This is a genomic window from Sphingomonas sp. GW821-FHT10F11, assembly GCF_058809095.1.
Genome location: NZ_JBXASH010000003.1, coordinates 574266 through 598373, shown reverse-complemented (window position 1 = coordinate 598373; position 24108 = coordinate 574266). Strand labels below are relative to the sequence as shown.

Below are 24108 nucleotides of genomic sequence, written 5' to 3'. Positions count from 1 at the left end.
CTCGATTAGGTTTTGCCCCTGGAAGGAGAGCGCATTGGCTTTGGAAGATCCCGTAACGACCCGCATCGTGGCGTTCCTGGACGAGATCGGTATTCCGGTGGAAACCGATACTGTCCCCGAGGGCTCGTTTCTCCCCGCGATCACGATCCGGAACGGGGCCGTGGTCTATGATCCCGCTCGACTTGAATGGCCGGGCGACCTGCTGCACGAAGCGGGGCATCTCGCCGTGACACCTCCGGAGGAGCGGGCCATGCTCAGCGAGATCCGGTCCGGTCCGGCGGAAGAGATGTCGGCGATCGGCTGGTCCTATGCCGCAGTGCTCGCGATCGGGCTGGATCCAACGGTGGTGTTCCATGAAAACGGCTATCTTGGGGGCAGCAGGTCACTGCTCGAGAATTTCGCCGAGGGCCGGTTTCTCGCCGTGCCGATGCTGCAATATTACGGGATGACCTTTGAGAAGCGCCCTGCGGCGGAGCGTGGCGAACAGCCCTATCCGCACATGGTGTCCTGGCTGCGCACCCGGCCGAAGGACCCATGAGCGGCAACGTCATCCAGATCACGCCGTTCATGCATGTGAACGACGTCGCGCGCGCGGTCGCCTTCTTCACCGGCACGCTCGGGTTCGACTGCCTGGTCCAGTCCGACGCCTATGCCTATGTCGAACGCGAAGGGGCGGGCATCCGCATCCAGTGGCATGACGAACCGGAGGAACTCGGCACGCCGCATGGCGGCTTCGCTTATTATCTCGATGTGCGCGATCTCGACGCGATCGTCGCGGAGCTGGCGCCGAAGCTCGCTTCCTTGCCGAGGGGCGACGTCTATGGGCCTATCGACCAGAAATATGGCCAGCGCGAGTTGTTGATCCGCGCGCCGGACGGCAACCTCGTCGTGTTCGGGCAGGCGATCGGTTAGGATAGCGCCGACCTGACCGGCTTCCGTCCGCGCAGCGCGACGCGAGACGCCTCTTCCTCCGCATCCTGTGGTGCCCCCAGGAAATCGGCGAGCGTACGGCCCTCGTCCCGATAGCGATCGCGAAACAGGAAGCCGATGATCTCGTGGAACCAGACGCGCCGCCCCATGCGGTAATACCAGCGGATGGCGTGGCGGATCTTGGGGTCGGGGTTCCACAATAGCCGACGCAGGGAGCGCGGCCGCAATTGCGCCGCGGCCTCGATGACCTTTACCCACAGAAACAACCGCCAAGGCGGCATGCGCGACATACTCAGCACCTGATGCTTATAGTCCCAGCGCGTCGGGTCCGACTGAACCACGGTACGATCGCGCGCGATGCGGAAGAAAGGCGTCCAGCGATGCGGCGTGACGTAGAGCGCCTGAATCTGGTCCGGATCGTACGAGATCAACTGGCGCAGGCCGCGTAGCAGATCCATGTCGGTCTGGTCGGCAAAGCCGGCCACCCAAGTCGCCATGGAGAGGATATTGTGCTTGCGCAGCAGCCGGATCGCTTCGCGATCCGAAGTCGTCGTGCCGCCCTTGCGGATCAGCTTGAGCGTCGCCTCGTCGGTATTCTCCATGCCCATCAGGAAGCGTTCGAACCCGGCCCGCTTATAGAGATGAAGGATATCGGCATCGCGCACGATATCGTCGGCTCGAGTCGACCCGACCAGAGTGACCGAGATATCCTCTCCGATCAGTGCTTCCAGGAACGCCTGCCATGGCTTGCGCCCGGCGCTTGGGTTCTCGTCGGCGAAGTTGAACACCTCGACGCCGTGCTCGCGATGAAGATGCGCGATCTCCTTCGCCAGGCGGACGGGGTCGCGGTGGCGCCAGCGCGTCCAGAATCCGCGCTGGCCGCAATAGTTGCAGAGATGCGGACAGCCCCGGGAGAACTGGATCACTACCGCCCGCTTGCCGCCCCAATAGCTGTAGCGGGAATGGTCGATCAGTTCCCAGCCGATACGATATGCATCGAGATCGGCGATCACACGGGCGGCCGGCGTGGCGACCGGCTCGCCCGCCTTGCGAAAGGCGATGCCGTCGATCGCGTCGAGCGGCGTCCCCTGTTCGAGCGCGCGCATCACTTGCCGCGCTACCTCCTCCCCTTCACCGCGGACGATGGCGTCGACCCAAGGCTCGTCGCGCAGGATCTCGCGCCAGAAATAGGTCGGATGGACTCCGCCATAGACGATGCGGACATCTGGCATGGCCGCGGCGATGGCGCGCGCGGTCACCGAGATAATCGGATGGCCCGAGGACGATCCCGAATGGCCGAACAGCACCGCATCGGGCCTGGCCGAGACTGCCTCCGCGACGATTCGCGGGATTGGCATCGGGCCGAACTCGCCGTCGATCAGCTGGACATCATGCCCGTCGTCGATCAGCGGCCCCCCGACGCAGAGCAGACCGAGTGGCGGAAGCTGCTCCTTCGGAATGCGGCTACCGATCGCCGGGTGGGGAATGTTGATCAGAAGGATGCGCATTGCCGGTCCTCGCCATGACGATGGCATGGCCTTTCCACATCGGCGTCGAGCCCGGATCGGCACGGAAAGGAGTTTTCATGGAGATGATGGGATGCTCACCTAGTGCTCGCGCTGCCCGGGCGCAGCGACGTCCAGCGCCCGGCGGCTGATCGGCGTAAGGCCCGGCCGCGGCGGCAGACTGCTGGGCAGCTTCACATTCCAGGCGAGCCCGAGCCGCTCCAGCAGCATGATGAATGTATATCCGAGGTCGATCTGCCCGGGATAAAGCCCGTGGCGCGCCGACGCCGGAAAGGCGTGGTGGTTGCTGTGCCAGCTTTCTCCCATGGTCGGGATGGCAAGCCACGGCACGTTATAACCCTGGATCGCGGCGCCATCGACCGACCAGTCCTGCGGCCCGGCGGTATGGGCGCGATAGGATATGTACCAGTGCATGATGATACATACCGCCACCCTGACCGGAACGCCCCAGACGACGAACGGCCACCCGCCGATCAGGAACAGCAATATAGCGATCGGGAGCTGATGCAGCATCCAGGTCCGCTGCAGGAACCGGTAGAACGGAACATCGCTGATTCCCGGGCCCGCGTCGAAGTCTGGCGGCCTGTCGAATATCAGCCGGAAGTTGAGATAGTAGAATCCGTCCAGCAGGACCGGCTTGCCGTGGCGCAGGAACCAGTGGCAGTCCGCCTGACGCTGGCCCCAGTCCCGGACATCGTGCAGATGCACCGTCCAGAGCGGTCCACCCATCCCGACCAGCGTCCCGACCCAGATCATCGCACGTTCGAGCCACAAAGGGCATTCGAAGCTGCGGTGGATCAACCGGCGATGGAAACCGACCGAATGGCCGACGCACAGCGTGACGCCCGACAGGACGAGGAACGCCACCAACGCGCCCCAGGTGAAGGTGAGCGGGCCGAGGATCAACGCGCCGGCCAGCATGCCCATGTTCCAGACCGACCGGGGAGCATCCCAGACGATATGTCCAGCCACCGGGTCAGCGGTGTCGAGATTGCTCAGCGAATTGACCTTGAAGGCGCCCGAAGCCGCGCCGCCCTGAACAGCCATCATGATTCTCCCCTTCGTCAGTGCAGCAATCGAGCTTCCCGGAAAGGCCGGGACGTGGGCCGCATCGTCGCTTCCGGCCGGCCGACGATCGCCCCCAGCGCATCCTCGATCCGCGGATAGCGGAAGCGGAAGCCGTGGAAGACCGCTTTCACCGGCAGCACCTTCTGCCCGCCCAGCATCAGCTCCTCGGCGAGATCACCCAGCATCAGGCGGAGCGGCAGTGCGGGGAGCGGCAGGATCGCCGGGCGACGGAGCGCATGACCGATGGCCTTGGCGAACATGCGGTTGCTGACGGGGTTGGGCGCGGTTGCATTGAGTGGACCATGGATCTCCGGGTCAGCCGCCGCGGTCGCGATCAGGCGGATCAGGTCGTCGCGGTGAATCCAGCTCGTCATCTGCCGGCCGCTTCCAATCGGGCCGCCCAGGCCGAATTCGAAGATCGGCAGCAACCCGCCGAGCATCCCGCCGCTTGAGCCGAGCACGAGACCAGTGCGGAGCAGCACCACGCGCGTATCCGGACCTGCGATCCGCATCGCCGCGGCTTCCCATGCGGCGCAGACGTCAGCCGCAAAGCCCCTGCCCCGCGCCACGGTCTCATCGAGCACCGTATCGTCGTCGATGCCGTAGAAGCCGATCGCCGAGCCGCTGACCAGCACCGCCGGGCGCTGGTCGAGTCGCTCGAAGAGAACACCGAGGGCTCGCGTCAAGCTCAGGCGGGAGTCGACGATCCGCCGCCTGCGGGCGATCGTCCAGTGGCCGGCGGCGATCGGCTCGCCGGCGAGGTTGATCGCGATGTCGCAGCGGAAGTCGCTCGGCAGCGCGGCGAGATCGGTCACGATCCGCACTGGCGTCGCGAGCCCGAGCGCATGCTTCGGGTTGCGGGTGAGGACAGTCACGTCGTGCCCCGCCTCGACCAGCGCGGCGACCAGCCGGGTTCCCACGAAGCCCGTGCCGCCGGTCACCAGCACCGCCTGCCGGCCAGGCAGCGCGCTCATCAGTTCGGCGGCTGAGCTATCGCCGAGGCGCTCGTTGCGCTTCGCCGCGAACAGGTCGCGCACGCCGGAAACTAATACTCCCGCCGCCGCGATGGTCAGCAGGATCGAGACGACGCCTTGACCATGGAGGAAGACAGCATTCGGCAGAGCCGCCCAACCGATCAGCGCCGGCGCCAGCATGGCGAGCAACGCGCCATAGTTGAGCGTCAGCAGGGTGTGCGTGACCCGCTCGGTCGCGGGCAGCGCGCGGACGCGGTCCTCCTCGACGAAGTCCCAAAGGGTGATGCCCATTTCGACCGTCAGCGCCGCGATGAGGATCAGCGCCGCCGCGCCGTGCGGCTCGCTCCATCCCAGTGCGAGGAAGACCAGGGCGTAGATCAGGTTGCGCGCGCCGTGCAGGCGGAGTTCGGTCGCCTGGCCCGGCCGCCACGGCAGGCGCAGGGTCAGCTCATGATGGTAGAGCGTGTCGAAGCCGCCCATCGCTACCTGCAACAGCAGCAGCGTGACGAAGACCGGATCGTTCATGCCACGTCTCCCGGGCGATATTCGGTGAACATGCCGCATTGATGGACGAGCGCGCCGAACCAGGGATGGTCGAGCGCCAGGGTGAAGGCGAACCAGCCATGGTCGCAATCGATATGGCCGATGCTGAGCTGGCCCGGGGTCAGCCAGCGCGGCAGGCGCAGGCGGATTGGGCCGAGGCGCCAGAAATAATGGTCGCTGTCGAAATAGAGCGCCTCATTCTCGACCCTGAGCGTCAGCGCGATGCCGAAGCCCATGCCGAGATACTCCTCGATCCCCGTGGGCCCGGCGAAGCGCTTGGAGCTGTGGATCACCTGGGGGAAGCCGGCGCGGCGGCTGTATTGGCGGGTCCAGAACTGGCCGCCGCCGCTCGCGTCCTCGGTCACGCACACCGCCGCGGCGACGCCGGTGTCGGTGCCGAGCGGCAATGGCGCGCCGACCAGGCGGCAGGCCTGGGCGAAGGCCCAGCCGAGCCGGCTCATCCGGCATTCGACGATCTCGCCGACATAGCTGATCGTCTGGGTCGCAAGCGCCTTGCGCCCGAACCGGGCACGGACCGCGGGCGGGAGGCTCGCCCAGCCCGTATCGCCCAGCAGCTGGCGGAAGCGGGGGTCGACCACGGTGACGCCGGTGCGCGGGGCATGCTGCGGAACGGGAACCGGACGTACTGCAGCGCTTGCCATCTTTTCCTCCTGTTCCGGTATTTCTGTTAAATCAGAAATTACAGATTATGGAGGCGGAGTCAAGCGTGAGGAGGTGGAGGATTGGCGGGGACGCTTTCCTGATTCTTCCCCGGAAGGCCAAGGCCAGTTGGGAAGGCTTCTGTAACGACGCGCAACGCTAGCCAGAATTGTCCCCCGACTGGGCCCCGGCCTTCGCCGGGGAGGGAAATGGATCAGCACCTCACCCCGCCTTCTCTTTCGGCAGCACGGCATCCGGCTCCGGCCCCAAGGTCCGCAGCACGACGTCGAACTGCCCGCCCTCGATCCGGATTTCGTTGAACGACGGCGGCGTGTCGCGGGTTCGTTCGGACAGCGTCCCTGCCCCGATCATCCGGATCTTCCGGCCACCTGCCTCGTGAGTCACATCGAACGGGTCGTGGACATGGCCGGTCAGCACGGCATCCGCCCCCGCCGCCGCAAGCGCCGCGAAGGCCTCGGCGCCGTTGCGGGTCGAGGAACTCATCCGTGTATGCGCCTCGATCAGCGGATGGTGGCAGGCGACGAAGACCAGCGCATCCTTCGGCGCCGCCTCGACCAGCGCCAGCGCCTTTTGCAGCGACCGGGTACCGACATGGCCCTTGGACCAGTTGAGCCGCCACTGGGCCCGCGCTGTGGTAACCATCGGGACGATCGCCACGCCGGGCAGGTCGAGCGGGCGTTCGATCAGGCGCTCGATCGCGCCGATCCGGTCATAGGGGCGGAAGAAGCGCGCTACGGGATTGAAATAGGGCAGGTCGTGATTGCCCACCTCGACCGTCACCGGCACGCCCAGTCCCTGCAGCCAGGCAAGCCCGGCGGCGAACTCGCGGCGGCGGGCGCGCATCGTCAGGTCGCCGGTCATGATCACCGCATCGGGCTGCTCGGCGCGGACCAGGCCGTCGAACCAGGCGATGGCGGCGCGATCCTCGCGGCCGAAATGAACGTCGCTGACATGGAACAGGCGGATCACGGTGCCTCCATCGTTGCGATGAACATCTCCCGGCCGATGCCGCCGGTAATCGTGACATCGGCATCGAGCTTGACCGGCTCGCCGTCGAACAGCGCCTGGGCCGGCTTGTGCCCGGCGATGCGCAACCGCTTCGTCCGGACCTGGGTGACCTGAGCCGCCGCGACCCAGTCGCCGGTCAGCCATTCCCAGCCGAGCGCGCCGATCGAGCGCCAGTCGCGCGCATCCACCGCCGCGACATCGAGATGATCGAGCTCGGGCCTGACGAACACCGCCTGGGCGTGGTGGCGCAGACCCGGCACGCCCTCCAGCCGGATGCCGCGCGAGAAGGTGCGACGCCAGGCGGAGAGGATCGCCCGGCCAAGCCCGCGCAACCGCCGCGACCGCACCAGCTCGCGCGCGCGGACCCAGGTCGCCGCCGGGCCGAGGATCAGCCCGACAAAGGCGCGGTGCGGCCCAGCCTCGACAAAGGGCAATGCGATAAGCCTGCCCCCTTGCTTCGCTGCATGGATGATCGCGGTCGGATCGGCATTGCCGTGGAGCGCCTTAGCCAGCAGGTTCATCGTGCCACCCGGCAGGATGAGGATCGCGCCGGTCCAGTCGGCAAGCTTGCAAGCCGCGGCGTTGATCGTGCCGTCGCCGGCGAACAGCACGACGGTGTCGACCCCCTCGGCATCGAGCCGCCCGGCATCGGGCAGAGCGTCGTCGGGAAAGGCGGTGCGGCCGACGAGCTGAAGGTCATGCTCGGCGAAGACGGCTTCGATCGCCGTGGATTTGGCCGCCGTCGCCGTGCCGGAGGCGGTGTTGGTGATGAACCACAGTTTTTGCATGAGCACCCCAACGCGCGAGAAGGGAGAAAGGTGACGCGCCGCGCCGGGCAGGATAGGCAGCGCGCGGAACAGCGGAGAGACTCGTGCCCAATCTGTATGACCGTTTCGTCGAGGCCTTCACATCCCGGCTGGGCGAGCCGTTCATCGTGCGGCCCGAGGGTGGCACGATCACCTATGCCGATCTCCACGCGGCGACGGGGCGGATCGCCAATCTGTTCGTGTCGATGGGCATCAAGCGCGGCGACCGGATCGCGATGCAGGTCGACAAGTCGGCGGAAGGGCTGCTGGTCTATCTCGCGACCTTGCGGATCGGGGCGATCCATCTGCCGCTCAACCCCGCCTATACCGCGCGCGAGCTCGATTATTTCCTGCGCGATGCCGAACCGGCCTTGTTCGTGTGCAGCCCGGCCAACGAGCCGGTGCTGGGGCCGCTGTGCCGGGAGATCGGCCTTCCCCATGTGATGACCCTGGACAAGGCCGGCGACGGCAGCCTGCTCGAAGCCGCCGTGGCGATGCCGGCCGAGTTCGCGACCGTCGATGTCGCGAACGATGAGCTGGCCGCGATCCTCTACACCTCGGGCACCACCGGGCGTTCCAAGGGCGCGATGCTGACTCACGACAATCTCGGTTCCAATGCCGGGACCCTCGTCGACCTGTGGCGCTTCACCCGCGACGATGTTCTGCTCCACGCACTGCCGACCTTCCACACGCACGGGCTGTTCGTCGCGACCAACATCATCCTGCTCGCAGGCGCACGGATGATCTTCCTGCCGGCCTTCGACCTCGACGCGATGATCCGGCTGCTGCCGCAATGCACGACGATGATGGGCGTGCCGACCTTCTATTCGCGGTTGTTGTCGCGGCCCGACTTCACCCAGGACCTGGTCAAGGACATCAGGCTGTTCGTATCGGGCTCCGCGCCATTGTCGGCCGAGGTCCACCGCGAGTTCAGCGCACGCACCGGGCACGCCATCCTCGAACGCTACGGCATGACCGAGACCAACATGAACAGCTCCAACCCCTATGAGGGGGACCGTGTGCCGGGCAGCGTCGGCTTCCCGCTGCCGGGGGTCGAGATCCGCGTCACCGATGCCGAGACCGCGACGCCGTTGGCGCAAGGCGAGATCGGCATGATCGAGGTGCGCGGGCCGAACGTGTTCAAGGGTTATTGGCGGATGCCGGAGAAGACCGCCGAGGAGAAGCGGGCCGATGGCTATTTCATCACCGGCGATGTCGGCAGCTTCGATGAGCGCGGGTACCTGTTCATCTCGGGCCGGCAAAAGGACCTGATCATCTCCGGCGGACTCAACGTCTATCCGGCCGAAGTCGAGGCGCTGATCGACGAGATGGCCGGCGTCGCCGAATGCGCGGTGATCGGCGTGCCGCATCCCGATCTGGGTGAAGGCGTCGTCGCGGTGATCGCGGCCAGGACGCCCGGCTCGGTCGAGGCGCAGGCAGTCAGGGCGGCGCTGGCCGGCACGCTGGCATCGTTCAAGCGGCCGAAACGCGTCTATGTGGTCGACGAACTGCCGCGCAACGCGATGGGCAAGATCCAGAAGGCCGAATTGCGCAGGACCTATGCCGACAGCTTTGCCGGCTGAACGCCAATGACGAAGGAAAGCATGATGCTGCCGGCCCGAACCTATAGCGTCTCGATCGATCGCGACTGGCGCGCGCTGTACGAAGAAATCTGGCAACCCGAGTATTTCACGAAATGGGCGTCGGGACTCGCTGAATCGGACCTTCGCGCGGACGGCGATGGCTGGCTCGCCGATGGGCCGGAGGGGCCGATCCGCATCCGCTTCACGGCCCAAAACGACTATGGCGTGATGGATCATTTCGTCGATGCCGGCACCGGCGGCGAAGTCCATATCCCCTTGCGCGTCGTGCAGAATGGTGACGGCGCCGAGGTGATGCTGACGCTCTATCGCCAGCCCGGCATGAGCGACGAGAAATTCGCGGCCGATGCGAAATGGATCAATGGCGACCTGAAAGCGCTGAAGGCGTTGTTCATGCCGCAGCGCGGTCGCAACGGATAAGAGCCGATGTCGAAAGCCACCCCGGCAACCCGGGCGCTTGCCGCTGCAGGCGTCGCGTTCACGGTCCACAGCTATGACTATGATCCGGGCGCCGAGCGGATCGGGCTCCAGGCGGCGGAGGCACCGGGCGAACCGCCGCAGCGCGTGCTCAAGACGCTGATGGCACTGGTCGACGGCAAGCCGGTCTGCGTAGTGGTGCCGTCGGATCGGGAGGTCGCCATGAAGAAGCTCGCCGCCGCGTTGGGCGGCAAGGCGGCCGAGATGATGAAACCCGCCGATGCCGAGCGCCTGACTGGCTATCATGTCGGCGGGATCAGCCCGTTCGGGCAGAAGCGCCGAGTCCCGACCGCGATCGAGCAGGCCGCGCTGGCCGAGGAGCTGGTCTATATCAACGCGGGCCAGCGCGGCCTTCAGGTCCGGCTCGATCCGAACGCAGCGGCGGCGGTTCTTGGAGCGGTCGCGGCGCCGATCGTCAGCTAGGCGCGGATCGATCTTCAGGTATGTCACCTTCGTCCTCTCCCACTGGAGAGGAACGATCGTCTGTGTGAACATCGGTCCATCCCTAGCCGGCGCGGCTTGCAGGAAGAACCACGCCGGGCTATCGGCGCGTCAGGCGATCCGGCCGAAAATGTCGGAATGCTGCCGGCCGACACGCCAGAAATGGCGGAAAAGCCGGCTCGCGGGTGTAGCTCAATGGCAGAGCAGAAGCTTCCCAAGCTTACGACGAGGGTTCGATTCCCTTCACCCGCTCCAATAATTCCGATCACCTGCCGGCACCCGAAACGCCGTAGACAGGGGGCCGTGCCGTCCCCTCGGCGGCGCACGAATGGGGAGAGATGGATTCCATGACGACGGGCGCACCCCGCATCGTGATCATCGGCGGCGGCCATGCCGGCGCGAACGCAGCCGCATCGCTGCGCCAGGCGGGGCATGACGGGGAGATCGTGATGATCTCCGAAGAGGCAGTGCTGCCCTATCACCGCCCGCCGCTGTCAAAGGCCTATCTCAAGGGCGGATCGACCCTCGAGGCGCTCTATCTGCGGCCGGCCAAATTCTACGAAACCGGCAATGTCGAGACGATCCTCGATGCGCGCGCGACGGGTATCGATACCGACCGCAAGATCGTGACCCTGGCGGACGGGCGGGAGATCGGCTGGGAGCTGCTGATCCTCGCCACCGGATCGGTTGCGCGGCGGCTCGACGGGCCGGGGGCCGACCTGGCCGGCGTGCATGTGCTGCGCGACATCAGGGATGCCGAGGCGCTCCATGCACGGATCATCGACGGGGCCAGGCTGGTGATCATCGGCGCCGGCTATATCGGACTCGAAGTCGCCGCGTCGGCGCGCGAACTCGGCGCCGAGGTGACCATCCTGGAGCGCGAGCCGCGCATCCTGTCGCGCGTGGCGTGCGAGGAATTGTCGGGCTTCTTCCACCGCTTCCATGCCGGCCGCGGCGTGGTGTTCCGCACCGGCGTGTCGGTCGCCGGGCTGCACGGCGAGGACGGCGAGGTGCGATCGGTGGAGCTGTCCGATGGCGAGATCCTGCCGGCCGACGTGGTGCTGGTCGGGATCGGCGGATCGCCCTGCGATGCGCTGGCGATCGATGCTGGTCTGCACTGCGACAATGGCGTGATCGTCGACCTGGCGGGACAGACCTCGACCAAGGGCATCTATGCGATCGGCGACATGACGCGCCGGCCGATGCCGCATTATGGCGACCGCATGTTCCGGCTGGAAAGCGTGCCCAACGCCGTCGACCAGGCCAAGGCGGTGGCGGCGGACATCATGGGCAAGCCACTGCCCACACCCGACCTGCCCTGGTTCTGGTCCGACCAATATGAGCTGAAGCTGCAGATCGCCGGCGTGCCGTTCGACGCCGACCGGCAGATCGTGCGGCACACGCCGGACAAGGAGAACAGCTTCTCCATCTTCCACATGAGCGGCGACCGGATCGTCGCGGTCGAGGCAGTCAATGCACTGGGCGATTTCGTGGCGGGCAAGAAGCTGATCATGGCGGCGCAGGCGGTGGATATTGCGAAGCTGTCGGATGCGAGCGTCGCGGTGAAGACGTTGATCGCCGCGACGGGCGACTGAAAAACGCAAGTCATCGCCTGCGGCCCGTGCGCGCCGCATGAACAGCATATCGGCCGCATAATAACGGATCGCCGCTACCTTCGCGCGATCGCAACTATTCGGGCATTTTTGCCACCCGACGTCGACCCCGATTTTTTCGGGTTCGAGGGGCATTTCGGCGCGCGCGTTGGAGATTTTTACGGAGGCGCGGCGCGAAGTCCAACAGATCGAGCCTGGCGCCTGGAATCTGTAGTGAAGAATTTCACGGGCTTTATTCGACGAATTTCGAGAATCGATAGGGTATGACTTGAGCGATATTTGGTTGTCCCGATACTGTGGCGTTGCCGGCATGTCCGCAGCCTCCAGCCTGACGGAACAGGTTAGGCCAGGTGGCGGGGAGTTAGAATCGAGCCAGGAATCTGGTAGTGTTGCGGGGCCTGGGCGGAGAGTATTCAAGCCCCTCCCCTGAAGGGGAGGGGCTTTTTGGCGGCTTACCCCACGCGTTCGAAGCTGATCGTTCTTTTGTCCGGGTCGGCCGCGACCAGCTTCACGCTCAGCGCATCGCCCGGCGCGACATGGTGGGCGGTGATGCGCGCGACCACCGGCAGGTCGCGCAGTTGCATTCGGGCGCCGCGATCGTCGAGGTCGGTGACCACCGCCGGGAACACCTCGCCCTCGCGGCCGCGCAGCATGATCGCCTCGGCCATGTCGATCACCGTGCGGTCGATCTGGCCACTCAGGGAATCGGCGCGGGCCATGACCGAAGGGAGCTGGGCGAATGCCGCCGTCACCACCTCCGGTACCGGCTGGCCGTTGGCGATCGCCAGTGTGGCGCGGACGACATAGCGGTCGGCGAGGCGGCGGAGCGGGGCGGTCGCATGGGCATAGGTCGCTGCCATCGCGGCGTGCCAGGGGACGACGCCCTCGCGGTACGGCACGTAGGACGCTCCCTCGCCCGCGCGGCGGATCGCCAGCATGAAGGCGGCCTGTTTCGGATCCTTGCCGTCGAGCGTGCGGCCGAACTGGTCGAGCGTCGCATTTTCCGGCCAGATCAACCCGAAGGCACGCGCGGTCAGGCGCAGCCGTTTGACCGCACCCTGGTTCGGTTCCGCCATGACGCGGAACAGGCCGGTCTTGTGAGCCTGGAGCGCATCGGCGATGGCGAGGTTGGTGGCGAGCGACATGGCCGCATTCTTCACCTCGGAGTCGAGCACCGGGCGGAACAGCAGCTTGAAACGCCCCTCGCCGATCGCATCGACCTCCTGCTCGGGCGGGTCGACTCGGGCGGCGCCGCGCCGGTCCTCGGCCGCCTGGATGCGGCGGGCGAGCTCGTCGAAATCGGCAGGCAGGTCGGCCGCGGACACGCTGTCATAGGCCAGTTTCGCCTTGCTGCGGATGATCGCGCGCTCGGCGCCGTCGAGTTGCACCGCGCCGTCGGGCGCGACGCGCACGGTGAAGATCACCGCGGGCCGGGGACCGGCGGGCAACAGGCTGGCGGCGCCTTCGGCCAGGACCGGCGGATAGAGCCCGGCCTTGCCGTCGGGCAGATATTGAGTGGCGCCGCGATGCCATGCCTCGGCATCGAGCGAATCGCCGTCATCGACGAACCAGGCGACGTCGGCGATGGCGTAATGGAGCAGCAGGTCGGCGCCGCTGCGATCGATGCAAAAGGCCTGGTCGAGATCGGTCGAGCTGGCGGGATCTAGCGTGACGAAGGGCTGGCCAGTGCGATCGACATGCTCGGTCGGAGCGCGCTTCGCGGCGGCCTCGGCGGCGGCGAGCACGGCCGGGGGGAAGGAGTCCGGCACCTGGAACTGGGTGCGGATCGCGGCAAGGCCGGCGGCCAGCGCGTTGTCGGGATCGGCGAGCGCCTTCATTGCAGGCTGCGGTACACGGTGCGCGCAGTATGGGGAAGATGCGGGCGGGCTGAAGCAGGCATTGGAGCGGTATAGCGAGCGGCGCAGCGGGTTGAATCGGAGGGTTCCGATCGGGGCGCCCGGTTGAAAATGTCAGTAGGGTTGCTGACATTTTGCACCGGATGCCCGTCCAACATTCATACAGTACAACATATTGTATTGTAATTGAATTATTGGATCACTGAGCCCGCGCGAAGGCGCCCGGGGAGCAGCCGACATGCCGGCGAAAGGCAGTGCTGAAGGCGCTGGCCGATTCATACCCGATCTCTTCGGCCAGGCGGTCGAGCGACCTTCGGCCGTGGCTGAGCGCGTCCCGGGCGAGCGCCATGCGCCAGCGCGCGAGATATTCGATCGGGGCGCAGCCGAGCGTCCCGGCAAAGCGGGCGGCAAAGGCCGAGCGCGACATGCCGGCGCGCTTCGCGAGTTCGGCGACGGTCCAGCCGGTGCGGACATCGGCATGGATCGCGCGCAGGCTTTCGGCCAGCGCCGAATCGCGCATGCCGGCGAGCAGGCCGGCCGGCAGCGCCCGGTCGCCGATGCTGCGCCAGCGCAGGCATTCGACCAGCATGACCTCGAGCAGCCGTTCCAGGATCATGTCCCGGCCGGGCCGATCGACCGCGGTCTCCTCGACGATCAGATCGATGATGCGCGAGAGGCGGCCGGTGTCGCCATCGGCCGCGCGGATATGGATCATCTCCGGCAGCAGCGCGAGCAGCAGGGGCGCGTTGACCGGATCGATCCGGAAGGCGCCGCCGAGCATCAGGACATCGGGCTCCCCCTGCTGCTCGCCGTGCCGGACCGGACTGTCGGACGGATCGCGATCGACGCACATGGCGCCGGGGCGGCTGGACAAGGTGAAGGCGGGCGTGGCGGGCAGCAGCACGAAATCGCCCTGGTCGAGCAGCACCGGCGTGGCCCCGTCGAGCGCGAGCCAGCTTTGCCCGGCAAGGACGATGGCGAAGCCGGGTTGGCCATACGCCGCATAACGCACGCCCCATTCCCCGCGCCCGCTGATCGGCTTGGACAAGGCGGCATGGGGCCGAAGCAGGGTTATGACATCGCTGAGCGGGTCCATCTGGACGATCCATAATGAATTGCGGATGATCTATTATAGAACGTCCTATCCTTCTGTCTATGATGATCGCAACAGACAGGAGCATCGACATGACCAAGACAATCCTCATCACCGGCACATCGTCAGGCTATGGCAAGGCGACCGCCGAGCTTTTCCTCGAGCGCGGCTGGAACGTAATCGCGACGATGCGGCGCCCCGATCCCGGCGTGTTCGCCCCTTCGGGCCGGCTGAAGATCGTGCCGCTCGACGTCACCGATGCCGGCAGCATCGAGCGAGCGATCGCCGAGGGCGTCGCTGCCTTCGGGGCAATCGACGTGCTGGTGAACAATGCGGGGATCGGCCTGGCGTCGATCGTCGAGGCAACGCCCGACGCGGTGATGCGCGAACTGTTCGAGACGAACACGTTCGGCGTGTTCGCGACCTGCCGTGCGATCATCCCGCAGATGCGCCGGCAGGGCGGCGGCGTGATCGTCAACCTCACGTCGAGCACCACGATCGGGATCATGCCGCTGGTCGCGGTCTATGCCGCGAGCAAATGCGCGGTCGAGGGTTTCACCGAATCGCTGTCCTATGAGCTGGACGGGTTCGGCATCAGGGCCAGGCTGGTCGAGCCGGGCTATGCGCCGACGACCAACTTCACCGCCAATGGCGGCCCGCGGATGGAAGGGCTGATCCCGGCCGACTATATGCCGTTCGCCCAGGCCTGTTTCGCGAAGATGGGAAATTATCCGACGGCCTATTGCACCGAGGCCGAGGTGGCCGAAGCGTGCTTCGCGGCGGCGACCGAGGAGGGCGGCACAATCCGCTATCCGGCGGGGGCAGACAGCCGGATGCTTGCCGAGCTGCGCTGGCCGACCGAGGACCGGTATCTGGAGCGGATGCGGGACATGTTCGCCCCGCAGCCCTGCTGAGAGCAGCTATTGTTCCGATGCCAGCTTCGCGCAGGCGGGGTCGGTCAGCACCGGCTCGATCCCGAGGAACTGGAACGCCCGCGCGATATATTGCCCGGGCGGTTCGTAATCGACGCTCTCGCAATAGCCGCTGCCGGTGGTCGCGGTGCAGGCGCCGGTCTGGCTGGTGTTCGGCGCGCGGTCGAGCACGGAAACGGTCACCGGCGTTTCCCCTTCGACCTTCAGATTGCCGGTCGTGAAGCTGCCGTCCGGATAAGTGGGCCCAGGCACGATCACGACGTCGACCAGGCCGCCGCCATAGACATCGGTCGCCTCGTAGCGCCAGGCGGTGGGCAGCTGGACATTCTCCAGGCCGGCGAGGAAGCGATCGAGATAGAGCCGCCCCTGGATGAAGATCTTCTCCCAGCCGGCCGGCGTACGCTTCAGATAGAAGCCGTAGCTGAAGGGGACTTCCGTGCGTACTGCGCCGACCTGGAAACCGGCGCCCGTGAAGACGTCGCCATTGGCGAGGTTGAACTGGCACCAGGACCAGCCGTTCAATTGCTGCATCGGCGCCCAGCCGGGCGATGGCGGCGGCGGGAGCGGCGGGAAGGCCGGCGGCGGCGAGGCTGGCTGGTACATCATCAGCTGATGGTCGATCCAGCCGGTGCCGCTGACGGCATAGCTGGTGCCCTCGACGATGATCGTGCCGCTGACCGCCAGTTGCGGCCAGCTGTAATAGAGGCCGGCCTTGGGCGCGGGGGTGATACCGTTCTCGCCCTGAAGGAAGAAGGCCGCCTCGCCCGACAGGTCGGACGTCATGGTCAGCTGGATGTTGAGATTGTCGCCGTCATCGACGCAGACGGCGAGCGGCAGCACGTCCTGCGACCCGTCGCTCGGCCCGATCAGCGAATCCGGGCCGCATTGATAGGTGAAGGGGTTGGTGCCGAATGCGACCTCGCCGCCGAGCGCTGCCCATTGCACATTGGGGTTGCGCCGCACGATCTTCGACACCTGCCGGGTCGACAGGGTCACCGTAGCGGTCGAATCGACGACCTGCGCCTGGGTGTCGCTCCATCCGGCCTGGGCCTGGACCGCGTTGGTGACCGTGCGGTTGCGGGCGATGACGACGAGGACGGCGATCTGGTCCAGTCCGTCACTGCCATCGACGGTGAGGTTGGCGCTGAGCCAATACCATTCGTCACCCATGTCGAGATGGAGCGCGTGATCGGCCGGGAAGGACAAGGAGGTGGGCGGCGGATTGGCGCCGTAGCTCGCGCCATTGCCGAGCAAAGCGGTGATCACCGCAGCCTGGGTCGCGCTGCCGACATTGACCGCCGGCTCGATCAGCCAGTCATAGACGGCAGGCCGCCAATCCTGCGGGATCGATTCGATCGAGAGACCCATCGCCTCGCCCGGCGTGATGATGATGTCCATGGCCGATCCCCTCCGTGATATGCCGCGAGGTTACCGGATCACCGGGGGGAGCAGGCAAGTCGAGATGCCGCCAAATCGCCGGTTAAGATCGATACGGTTCCATCAGGGCTCATCCGGCTCCGGCCTGCTATCCTTCTTCTTCTCGCGGCTGAAAGTGATGCGGATGCGCACCCAGGAGCCGATCAGCGGTTTGCCGCCAATGCGCGGCGGGCGAACCAGGAACTGCCAGGAAGCAAGCCGCATCGACCGGGCCAGACCCGAGCCGACGGGGGATTCGCCCAGCGGGCGGCAATTCTCGACATGCCAGGCCGCCACCGTCTTGCACGCGATCTCCGCCCAGCTGCCGAGTGGGACGCCGGTCCTGGGAATATAGGTGGAAAGCTCGGCGTCGCTCGGTTCGCGATACCATTCGGCGTTGTAGAGCCGCTCGCCGCCTGGCCCCTCGCCCGGGCCATAGGCCGAGCCACTGTCCTTGCCGGCACCGGTCTCGCCGGCGCCGGGTGCATCGTTGCCGCGGGTCGTCGGGATCTTGGAGATGTCGGCCGCGTGGAACAGGTCGCCCTCGTTCAGCCAGGGATTGACCGGGGTCGTCTCCGGAGCGGCCTGGGGGGTCGGCGAGGGAGGCGCCGGCGAAGCACCGCCCGCCGCCTGCTTCTTGCGCGTCACGGCGCGCGGGCTGGGGTTCTTCTTCGCCTCCAGATTGGGTTCGGGCGCGAGGCTGAAGGTCTTCTCCTTTTCCTTCGGGATCGGCGGCGGGAGGTGCGGCGAGAGCGTCAACAGGCCGATCACGACCAGAATCTCGAGCACGAGCGCGAGCAGGAAGGAGGTCGCGCGGTTGCGAATCGAAGCGCGGCGCCGGTCCGGCAAAGACTGGAAGGATGCCGGACTCATGGACTGCGCGCCTAGACCCGGGTCAGGCGATGGGCAAGGTGCCGGGGCGTGCATAAATTTCTTGCGGCGACCCCGACCCGGCGATGTTTCGATCGCCGCTTATCCCGCCTTACCTGAACCGAATATGACGGGAGCCTGAATTAGAAAGAGGTCGGCGAGCCCCCATCGTCCCTCGGACCCGACCGCGCCGGCGAGGGACAGGACCAACGGCGCGATCATCGACGGCGACCCCCGATCAGAACAGGCCCGGCACCTCGCGCTGGGGCGTGCTCGGCCGGTCGGGCGCCAGCAACTCGCGGGTGGCGGCGGTGGGCGCCGTGGCCGATTGGGTCCGCTGCGCGCTCGAGGCGATCGCCGAGCAACTGCGCCCGGCGAGAAAGTCGAGCGCCGAGCGGGTCGATGCCTCGAGCGGATCGCCGAGCTGATGGGTGATATCGTCATTCGCCTGGCAGCTCGCCTCCATGAAGGGCGCAAGGCCGTCGAAATAGGTACCCTGGCGCGCGCCGTTCTGGGTCGCGAAGGCGATCACGCGCAGCCGGTCGTCGCAGGCCGCGCGATCGATCGCGATCTGGCCGACCGGCTTGCCATAGGTATTGGTGCCGATCAGCGCCGAGCGATTGTGGAAGAAAGGCGTGAAGGCGTTGATCACCAGCTCGCTGGCCGACGCGGTACCACCCGTGCCGATAAAGGCCAGCCGGGTCGGCGAGGCCGATTGCGGCTGGGGCGCGAAATTGTGGTTCGAGTTCTCGGCCGATTTTTCGGGGCGGAAGGTGATATAGTCGAACACTTCCGAGGTGGAGCGGTTGCCGCCGAGCAGATCGCCCATCAGCTCGGCGATCGAGATCAGCCCGCCGCCATTATAGCGCAGATCGACGATGATCTCGGTGATGCCCTGCGCGCGGAAATCGGCAAAGGCGGTGCGCAGCGCCGGATCGGCGGTGTTGATGAAGGTGCGCAGATTGACATAGCCGACCTTGCGCCCACCATCGTTGATCACCTTGGCGCCGTAGCGAGAGGAAACCGGGGTGAGGGCGAAATCCGCCTTGGCGACGGTCACGTCGCGCGTGCCCCCTGCCGCGTCGTTGACGCGCAGCACCCGGGTCGTGCCGACGGTGTCGGGGCCGAGCGCGGTGGTGACGCCGGCCGTACCCTCAGCGGCGATGATCGCATTGACCGTGCGGAGATTGGCGACGCTGGTGCCGATCGCGAGAATCTCCGTACCGCGGTCGATGCCGGCGGCGAGCGCCGGCGCGCCTTCGAAGGATTCGATGCTGAAGATGCGGCGCGCGACGGTATCGGCACCGAGACGGAAGCCGAAGCCGGCGGTCGCGCCCGAATTATAATAGGCGTTCTCCTCGGCGATCGAGGTGAGATAGGTGAAATAGCGGTCGCGGCGCTGGCTCCGCGCGGTGGCGGTCAGCGCGTCGATATAGGCGTCGACGGTGCTGTAGGCCGACGGATTGAGGTTGGTCGGCAGGGTTTCCGGGAAGAGATACCATTCGTTGAGCTGCGCCGCCGCCCAATCCTGGCGCTCGCGGAGCGAGCAACCACTGGTCGTCGGGGTCGGCGTGGGCGTGCCACCACCACCACCGCCGCCGCCATTCGCGAGCGAACCGCTGCCGCCGCCGCATCCGGACAGCATCGCGACCAGGCCCAGAATAGCTCCAAAACGGCGATACTTCATGCGACTTCCCCTCTGCTTCCAGATGCTTAGCGGGAAGTTGAAGCGATGTCAGGACCAAAAGTGAGTGAACTATTGGTTGCCGGCCGCCCAGATATTGTCGGGGGTATAGGAATCGTCGATCGAATAAAGCTTGTTCGAGCAATAGCGCTTGCAGCCGGCCGAACTCGTCACGGCAATGCGCGTGACATGGCCGGTCTTGTCGCGATCGAAGCCGAAATCGACGGTGCAGGCGCCGCCACCGACCCAGCGCGCCTTGATCGGCGGCCCCTTGTCGGAGAAGGTCGCGATCTGCTCCGCACCGGCGAGCGCGCAGAGCGATTCGGACGTGTCGCCTTCCAGGTCGCGCTTGATCGTGAAGCTGAACTGCATCGGGCCTTCATGCGCGATGTGGAGATAGGCGACGTCGGCCGTCTTGTAGCTCGCCGACCAGTCCTCCTCCTTGAAGCCTTCGAGAAAGGCGCGTTGCTGCGTATAGTCGCGCTCGACATCGGCGGCGCGGCAGGTTTTGGCGCAGTGCGTGCGCAGGATCTGCTGCCAGTTGCGCTGTTGCGTACGGAATGCGACCTTGTCGAACACGATGGCGAGCTTTTCGCGATACGCCTCGGCGACGATGCTATCGAGCAGGGCGAGTTCCTCGCTGCCGCAGATCGTCTTTTCGAGCGGGTGCGTCGCCTTGGCGCAGCTGAAGCTGGGTTGCTGCTGGGGTGCGGGCGCGCCGAACAGGGCGGCTATCAACAGGGGAATCACGTCGATCATCAGGGCCTCCGGGTTGGCCATACAATGTTCTACCGTCGGATTATGTCATGCGCGCAACGATCCGGGAAGAAGGGCGCGGCCGGATCATGGTTATCGAAACGCGTTCAGTCTCAGCTTCCGTCATGCCGGACTTGTTCCGGCATCCACTGCTCCGCACTCTTATCGGTACTTTGGTTTGCGGTGCGGTGGACCTCGGAACAAGTCCGGGGTGACGATAAATTGGACTGGTCGTAATCGGCTTCAGATCCCGTCGGCCACGACCGCCCTGCCCTCGGCCTCGAGCCGCGCGGTCAGATCGGCGATGCACGCATCCACCACCGCCTGGTCGGTCGAGCGCACCACGAAATTGGCGCCGGTGCGCCCGTCGCGGAAAAAGGGATAGCTGCCGATCGCGACATCCTTGTGCGCGTGCTCGACCTCGCCGAGCAGGATCGCGACCTCGCTCTCCGCGACCCAGCAGCCGATGGTGCGCGAGATCACCGGCAGGCCGCCTTCCAGCGTGCCGGTCAGGCTGTCGAGCATGCCCGCGGTGATATGCGGCACGCCCGCCATCACGAAGATGTTGCCGATGCGGATGCCCGGCGCACCGGACATGCGGTTCTCGATCAGGTCGGCGCCTTCGGGCACGCGGGCCATGCGCTTGCGCGCCTCGGTGAGGCCGCCGCGCTTCTGGTAATACGCTTCCATCACGACCAGCGCACCGGGGTGGAAGACGACCGGCACGCCCAGCGCCTCGGCGACCGCATCGACGGTGATGTCGTCGTGAGTCGGACCGATGCCGCCGGTGGTGAAGAGATAGTCGTTGCGCACCCTGAGCGCGTTCACCGCCTCGACGATCGCCGCCGTCACGTCCGGCACCACGCGCACTTCGGCGAGACGAATGCCCTGCACGTTGAGCCATGCCGCGACCTGCGCGACATTCTTGTCCTGGGTGCGGCCCGAGAGGATCTCGTCGCCGATCACCACCAATGCCGCCGTCCAGATCCGCTCGCTCATGGCCATGCGCATAGACCCGTGCGACGCCCTCGCAAAGTGCACCGTTGCACGCTATATCCACAAGCATGACCGATTATGTAACCGTCACCCCGGATGCGCCCGCCGGCCGCACCGGCGCGATCAAGCTCCATGGACGCGCGGCGTTCGATGGCATGCACAAGGCCGGCCGCCTGGCGGCCGAGACGCTCGACATGGTCGTGCCGCACATGATGCCCGGCGTCGCCACCGCCGACATCGACGACATGATCCGCCAGTTCATCGTCGACCGCGGCGGTGTGCCCGCCACGCTCGGCTATCGCGGCTATACCCATTCGAGCTGCATCTCGATCAACCATGTCGTGTGCCACGGCATCCCGGGCGAGAAGACGCTGAAGGCAGGCGATATCGTCAATGTCGACGTGACCCCGATCCTCGACGGCTGGCACGGCGATTCGAGCCGGATGTATCTGATCGGCGACGTGCCGATCAAAGCGAAGCGGCTGGTCGACGTGACCTATGAATGCCTGATGCTCGGCATCGAGCAGGCGAAGCCCGGCAATCATCTGGGCGATGTCGCGAACGCGATCCAGGTCCATGCGGAGAAGCATCGTTACGGCGTGGTGCGCGATTTCTGCGGGCATGGCCTGGGACAATTGTTCCATGATGCGCCCGAAGTGGTGCATGTCGGCCGCCCCGGCACCGGGCCGGAGTTGAAGCCGGGCATGATCTTCACGATCGAGCCGATGATCAATATCGGCCGGCCCGACGTGAAGCTGCTCGACGACGGCTGGACGGCGGTGACGCGCGACCGGTCGCTTTCGGCGCAGTTCGAGCATTCGATCGGCATTACCGAAACCGGCTGCGAGATCTTCACGACGAGCCCCAAGGGCCTGCACCAGCCGCCCTACGCCTGAAGCCCGCTCACTGCCCCGGCAAGCGATTCTCAACCCCTGGTGCGGCCGATGAGTTCACCCATCAGGTGCCAATAGACATCGATGTCGGACAGCTCGAGATTGTCCAGGTCGTCGCCGCCGCCGAGGAACAGCGGCTTGCGATAGCCGATGCACTGGTCATGACGCGGCGCAGAACCGCCGTTCGAGAGCCAGGCTTCGTGGAAGTCGCCCGCAAGGGCGGCATCGGCATAGTCGATCAGCTCCTCGTCATGGAACGTCGCGATGCTGCAGGGAATTTCGAGTGCCTCGCCCGTGCCCGGCTCGAACAGGACGACGCCGGGTTCGCCGTCTTCCAGCCGCGCGGCATCAACGGCAAGGGCCCGTCCCAGCCAGTCGAAACCGAAACAGGTGATCCGCCCCGCAAAGGCGGGAAAGGCACCGGCGACGCGCTCGTTCCACGCGTCGAGATCGGAACCGCGGATCACGCGGTAGAGCCCTTGCCCGAACGAACCGCCGCCGAAGCGGTAGATCAGCTCGTTCCAGCCGGCGACCGTGGAGCGCGGCGCCATGCCGTCGTTGTCGGCCGAAAGCGCTGCGTCGCGCACAAAGGAATTCTGGAAAGCTTCGAACATCATCCCTCCCTTCGAAATCGCCCCGCGAGGGGCGGAGAAAAATCACTCTGACCCCTTTTCAGGTTGCCGCGAAATGCCGCCGGATCGTCCAGGCCAGCAGCAGCCATGCCGCGACGAGGAGCCCACTCGCCAGCACGAACGGCGCGCCGGGGAAATACACCCCCTTCGCATCGGCGAAATGGCCGAACACCCAGGTCATCACCAGCGGGCCGATGATCGAGGTCAGGCCGATCGTGCTGGCGACCGCGCCCTGCAGCTCGCCCTGCGCGTCCTCCTCGATCCGGGTGCTCATCATGCCCTGCATCGCGGGGAAGGCGACGCCGGTCAGCGCACCGACGACGATGGCGAGATAGATCATCCAGCCCGACCCGGCGACGGCGAGCAGGAGATAGCTGGGCAGCCCGAAGGCGAGGCTGATCAGCGCGCTGCGCCGTTCGCCGAAGCGCGCGATGGCGTGCCCGGTGACCAGCCCCTGCGCGATCGCAATGGTGATGCCGAAGGTCGCGATCGACAGGCCGATATCGAGCGGCGACCAGTTCAGCCGGGCGATCAGGAAATAGCCCCAGGTCGAGAGCTGCGATTGCGCCGCGAGCTGCATCAGGAAGATCGTCGCCAGGATGCCCAGCACGAAGGGATAGCGCGTCATGCGGATCAGCGTGCCGAACGGGTTGGCGCGCGCCATGGTGAAGGGGCGGCGACGCTCCGGCGGCAAGGTCTCGGTGAAGATGACATAGCCGATCGCCGCGCCGGTCAGCGCCAGCGCGCTCGCCGCGACGAAAGGCAGGCGCAGGCCGATAGTGCCGAGCAGGCCGCCGATCGCCGGGCCGAGCACGAATCCCGAGGCCCCTGCCCCGCCGAGCAGCCCGAACAGCCGGCCGCGTTGCTCGGGCGGATAGATGTCGGCGATGCAGCTGTTCGCCGCGGCCCAGGTCGCGCCCATCACACCCGAGATCAGCCGCCCGGCGAACAGCCAGGCAAGCGTCGGCGCCCAGGCCATCATCGCATAGTCGACGCCGAGCGCGACCAAGGTGCCGAGCAGCACCGGCCGCCGCCCGAAGCGATCGCTGAGGCCGCCGATCACCGGCGCGAACAGGAACTGCATCGCGGCATAAGCGAACAGCAGCTCGCCGCCGATCAGCGCGGCATGCGCGACGTCGGTATGGCCAAGGCTCTCGACCAAAGAGGGCAGGATCGGGATGATCAGCCCGATGCCCGCCATGTCGATAAAGACGATGAACGCGATCAGCGGCAGCCGATTGTCGGTTGTGGCCATCATTCCCCCCGGCGCCCGCTCCTAGGCGAGGACCGGGCACCGCACCAGTCGTTGCGA

The 24108-nt window shown here is 66.3% G+C and carries 23 protein-coding genes and 1 tRNA gene; 9 read left to right on the top strand and 15 right to left on the bottom strand.

Going from position 1 to position 24108, the window contains the following annotated elements:
- Positions 1-40: 40 nt before the first annotated feature.
- Together AC1RT8_RS13245 and AC1RT8_RS13240 are read left to right on the top strand one after the other, a co-directional pair.
- Positions 41-538: a hypothetical protein gene (locus AC1RT8_RS13245; RefSeq protein WP_493076114.1), complete on the top strand. Its 498-nt coding sequence runs from the start codon at positions 41-43 to the stop codon at positions 536-538.
- On the top strand, positions 535-912 hold the full coding sequence (locus tag AC1RT8_RS13240) for a bleomycin resistance protein (RefSeq protein ID WP_493076113.1): 378 nt from the start codon (positions 535-537) through the stop codon (positions 910-912). Before AC1RT8_RS13245 ends, AC1RT8_RS13240 begins: the two co-directional genes overlap by 4 nt.
- Here the strand turns inward: AC1RT8_RS13240 and bchE are convergent.
- From bchE to AC1RT8_RS13210, 6 genes are all read right to left on the bottom strand, one after another.
- Entirely contained in the window at positions 909-2432 is a 1524-nt protein-coding gene (bchE, locus tag AC1RT8_RS13235; RefSeq protein ID WP_493076133.1) for a magnesium-protoporphyrin IX monomethyl ester anaerobic oxidative cyclase, read from the bottom strand. The two genes, AC1RT8_RS13240 and bchE, sit on opposite strands and share 4 nt — an antisense overlap.
- Positions 2433-2537: 105 nt before the next feature.
- Positions 2538-3506, bottom strand: coding sequence for an acyl-CoA desaturase (locus AC1RT8_RS13230; RefSeq protein ID WP_493076112.1), 969 nt, complete (start codon positions 3504-3506; stop codon positions 2538-2540).
- 14 nt (positions 3507-3520) lie between these two features.
- Complete coding sequence (locus tag AC1RT8_RS13225) at positions 3521-5023, bottom strand: TIGR01777 family oxidoreductase (protein ID WP_493076111.1); 1503 nt, start codon at positions 5021-5023, stop codon at positions 3521-3523.
- Positions 5020-5703, bottom strand: a complete 684-nt coding sequence (locus AC1RT8_RS13220) for a DUF4166 domain-containing protein (protein WP_493076110.1) — start codon at positions 5701-5703, stop codon at positions 5020-5022. The genes AC1RT8_RS13225 and AC1RT8_RS13220 overlap by 4 nt, the downstream gene beginning before the upstream one ends.
- A gap of 220 nt (positions 5704-5923) precedes the next feature.
- Positions 5924-6691 carry a metallophosphoesterase family protein gene (locus AC1RT8_RS13215; protein WP_493076109.1) on the bottom strand — a complete coding sequence of 256 codons (768 nt, stop codon included), beginning with the start codon at positions 6689-6691 and terminating at the stop codon, positions 5924-5926.
- Complete coding sequence (locus tag AC1RT8_RS13210; protein WP_493076108.1) at positions 6688-7518, bottom strand: diacylglycerol/lipid kinase family protein; 831 nt, start codon at positions 7516-7518, stop codon at positions 6688-6690. The genes AC1RT8_RS13215 and AC1RT8_RS13210 overlap by 4 nt, the downstream gene beginning before the upstream one ends.
- A gap of 83 nt (positions 7519-7601) precedes the next feature.
- Here AC1RT8_RS13210 and AC1RT8_RS13205 point away from each other — a divergent pair, with 83 nt between their 5' ends.
- From AC1RT8_RS13205 to AC1RT8_RS13185, 5 genes are all read left to right on the top strand, one after another.
- Complete coding sequence (locus tag AC1RT8_RS13205; protein ID WP_493076107.1) at positions 7602-9119, top strand: malonate--CoA ligase; 1518 nt, start codon at positions 7602-7604, stop codon at positions 9117-9119.
- A 24-nt stretch (positions 9120-9143) separates the two neighbouring features.
- Positions 9144-9557, top strand: coding sequence for a polyketide cyclase (locus AC1RT8_RS13200; protein ID WP_493076106.1), 414 nt, complete (start codon positions 9144-9146; stop codon positions 9555-9557).
- 6 nt (positions 9558-9563) lie between these two features.
- Positions 9564-10037, top strand: a complete 474-nt coding sequence (gene ybaK / locus AC1RT8_RS13195; protein WP_493076105.1) for a Cys-tRNA(Pro) deacylase — start codon at positions 9564-9566, stop codon at positions 10035-10037.
- A 199-nt stretch (positions 10038-10236) separates the two neighbouring features.
- Positions 10237-10310: transfer RNA gene (locus AC1RT8_RS13190), tRNA-Gly, on the top strand.
- Positions 10311-10402: 92 nt separating this feature from the next.
- Positions 10403-11650 carry an NAD(P)/FAD-dependent oxidoreductase gene (locus AC1RT8_RS13185; RefSeq protein WP_493076104.1) on the top strand — a complete coding sequence of 416 codons (1248 nt, stop codon included), beginning with the start codon at positions 10403-10405 and terminating at the stop codon, positions 11648-11650.
- 470 nt (positions 11651-12120) lie between these two features.
- Here the strand turns inward: AC1RT8_RS13185 and AC1RT8_RS13180 are convergent, their stop codons facing one another.
- Together AC1RT8_RS13180 and AC1RT8_RS13175 are read right to left on the bottom strand one after the other, a co-directional pair.
- Entirely contained in the window at positions 12121-13506 is a 1386-nt protein-coding gene (locus AC1RT8_RS13180) for an RNB domain-containing ribonuclease (RefSeq protein WP_493076103.1), read from the bottom strand.
- 217 nt (positions 13507-13723) lie between these two features.
- Complete coding sequence (locus AC1RT8_RS13175; protein ID WP_493076102.1) at positions 13724-14620, bottom strand: AraC family transcriptional regulator; 897 nt, start codon at positions 14618-14620, stop codon at positions 13724-13726.
- An 89-nt stretch (positions 14621-14709) separates the two neighbouring features.
- On the opposite strand from AC1RT8_RS13175, the gene AC1RT8_RS13170 reads away from it, so the two are divergent.
- Positions 14710-15531 carry an SDR family oxidoreductase gene (locus tag AC1RT8_RS13170; protein ID WP_493076101.1) on the top strand — a complete coding sequence of 274 codons (822 nt, stop codon included), beginning with the start codon at positions 14710-14712 and terminating at the stop codon, positions 15529-15531.
- 6 nt (positions 15532-15537) lie between these two features.
- Here the strand turns inward: AC1RT8_RS13170 and AC1RT8_RS13165 are convergent, their stop codons facing one another.
- The 5 genes from AC1RT8_RS13165 to AC1RT8_RS13145 all read right to left on the bottom strand — a co-directional run bounded on the left by AC1RT8_RS13165 (position 15538) and on the right by AC1RT8_RS13145 (position 21274).
- A complete protein-coding gene (locus AC1RT8_RS13165) occupies positions 15538-16947 on the bottom strand; it encodes a lipocalin-like domain-containing protein (protein WP_493076100.1) in 1410 nt (469 codons plus the stop codon).
- Positions 16948-17049: 102 nt separating this feature from the next.
- Positions 17050-17838 carry a hypothetical protein gene (locus tag AC1RT8_RS13160; protein ID WP_493076099.1) on the bottom strand — a complete coding sequence of 263 codons (789 nt, stop codon included), beginning with the start codon at positions 17836-17838 and terminating at the stop codon, positions 17050-17052.
- Positions 17839-18073: 235 nt separating this feature from the next.
- Positions 18074-19522, bottom strand: coding sequence for a S41 family peptidase (locus AC1RT8_RS13155; protein WP_493076098.1), 1449 nt, complete (start codon positions 19520-19522; stop codon positions 18074-18076).
- A gap of 69 nt (positions 19523-19591) precedes the next feature.
- A complete protein-coding gene (locus AC1RT8_RS13150; RefSeq protein WP_493076097.1) occupies positions 19592-20278 on the bottom strand; it encodes a lysozyme inhibitor LprI family protein in 687 nt (228 codons plus the stop codon).
- A 240-nt stretch (positions 20279-20518) separates the two neighbouring features.
- The gene (locus AC1RT8_RS13145) at positions 20519-21274 is read right to left on the bottom strand and encodes a competence/damage-inducible protein A (RefSeq protein ID WP_493076096.1); all 756 of its coding nucleotides are present in this window, start codon (positions 21272-21274) and stop codon (positions 20519-20521) included.
- A 65-nt stretch (positions 21275-21339) separates the two neighbouring features.
- Between AC1RT8_RS13145 and map the strand changes: the two genes are divergently transcribed.
- Entirely contained in the window at positions 21340-22167 is an 828-nt protein-coding gene (map, locus tag AC1RT8_RS13140) for a type I methionyl aminopeptidase (protein ID WP_493076095.1), read from the top strand.
- Positions 22168-22196: 29 nt separating this feature from the next.
- Here the strand turns inward: map and AC1RT8_RS13135 are convergent, their stop codons facing one another.
- A complete protein-coding gene (locus AC1RT8_RS13135) occupies positions 22197-22778 on the bottom strand; it encodes a T6SS immunity protein Tdi1 domain-containing protein (RefSeq protein ID WP_493076094.1) in 582 nt (193 codons plus the stop codon).
- A gap of 58 nt (positions 22779-22836) precedes the next feature.
- Positions 22837-24051: a TCR/Tet family MFS transporter gene (locus tag AC1RT8_RS13130; RefSeq protein WP_493076093.1), complete on the bottom strand. Its 1215-nt coding sequence runs from the start codon at positions 24049-24051 to the stop codon at positions 22837-22839.
- Positions 24052-24108 lie beyond the last annotated feature (57 nt).

Excerpts from the sequence above, each read along its gene's own strand:
- ybaK (WP_493076105.1), top strand. The coding sequence starts at position 9,564 with ATGTCGAAAGCCACCCCGGCAACCCGGGCGCTTGCCGCTGCAGGCGTC.
- AC1RT8_RS13170 (WP_493076101.1), top strand. The coding sequence starts at position 14,710 with ATGACCAAGACAATCCTCATCACCGGCACATCGTCAGGCTATGGCAAG.
- AC1RT8_RS13145 (WP_493076096.1), bottom strand. The coding sequence starts at position 21,274 with ATGAGCGAGCGGATCTGGACGGCGGCATTGGTGGTGATCGGCGACGAG.
- AC1RT8_RS13200 (WP_493076106.1), top strand. The coding sequence starts at position 9,144 with ATGCTGCCGGCCCGAACCTATAGCGTCTCGATCGATCGCGACTGGCGC.
- map (WP_493076095.1), top strand. The coding sequence starts at position 21,340 with ATGACCGATTATGTAACCGTCACCCCGGATGCGCCCGCCGGCCGCACC.
- AC1RT8_RS13135 (WP_493076094.1), bottom strand. The coding sequence starts at position 22,778 with ATGTTCGAAGCTTTCCAGAATTCCTTTGTGCGCGACGCAGCGCTTTCG.
- AC1RT8_RS13180 (WP_493076103.1), bottom strand. The coding sequence starts at position 13,506 with ATGAAGGCGCTCGCCGATCCCGACAACGCGCTGGCCGCCGGCCTTGCC.
- AC1RT8_RS13225 (WP_493076111.1), bottom strand. The coding sequence starts at position 5,023 with ATGAACGATCCGGTCTTCGTCACGCTGCTGCTGTTGCAGGTAGCGATG.
- AC1RT8_RS13160 (WP_493076099.1), bottom strand. The coding sequence starts at position 17,838 with ATGAGTCCGGCATCCTTCCAGTCTTTGCCGGACCGGCGCCGCGCTTCG.
- AC1RT8_RS13175 (WP_493076102.1), bottom strand. The coding sequence starts at position 14,620 with ATGGACCCGCTCAGCGATGTCATAACCCTGCTTCGGCCCCATGCCGCC.
- AC1RT8_RS13150 (WP_493076097.1), bottom strand. The coding sequence starts at position 20,278 with ATGATCGACGTGATTCCCCTGTTGATAGCCGCCCTGTTCGGCGCGCCC.
- AC1RT8_RS13165 (WP_493076100.1), bottom strand. The coding sequence starts at position 16,947 with ATGGACATCATCATCACGCCGGGCGAGGCGATGGGTCTCTCGATCGAA.
- AC1RT8_RS13210 (WP_493076108.1), bottom strand. The coding sequence starts at position 7,518 with ATGCAAAAACTGTGGTTCATCACCAACACCGCCTCCGGCACGGCGACG.
- AC1RT8_RS13130 (WP_493076093.1), bottom strand. The coding sequence starts at position 24,051 with ATGGCCACAACCGACAATCGGCTGCCGCTGATCGCGTTCATCGTCTTT.
- AC1RT8_RS13240 (WP_493076113.1), top strand. The coding sequence starts at position 535 with ATGAGCGGCAACGTCATCCAGATCACGCCGTTCATGCATGTGAACGAC.
- AC1RT8_RS13185 (WP_493076104.1), top strand. The coding sequence starts at position 10,403 with ATGACGACGGGCGCACCCCGCATCGTGATCATCGGCGGCGGCCATGCC.
- AC1RT8_RS13155 (WP_493076098.1), bottom strand. The coding sequence starts at position 19,522 with ATGAAGTATCGCCGTTTTGGAGCTATTCTGGGCCTGGTCGCGATGCTG.
- AC1RT8_RS13220 (WP_493076110.1), bottom strand. The coding sequence starts at position 5,703 with ATGGCAAGCGCTGCAGTACGTCCGGTTCCCGTTCCGCAGCATGCCCCG.
- AC1RT8_RS13230 (WP_493076112.1), bottom strand. The coding sequence starts at position 3,506 with ATGATGGCTGTTCAGGGCGGCGCGGCTTCGGGCGCCTTCAAGGTCAAT.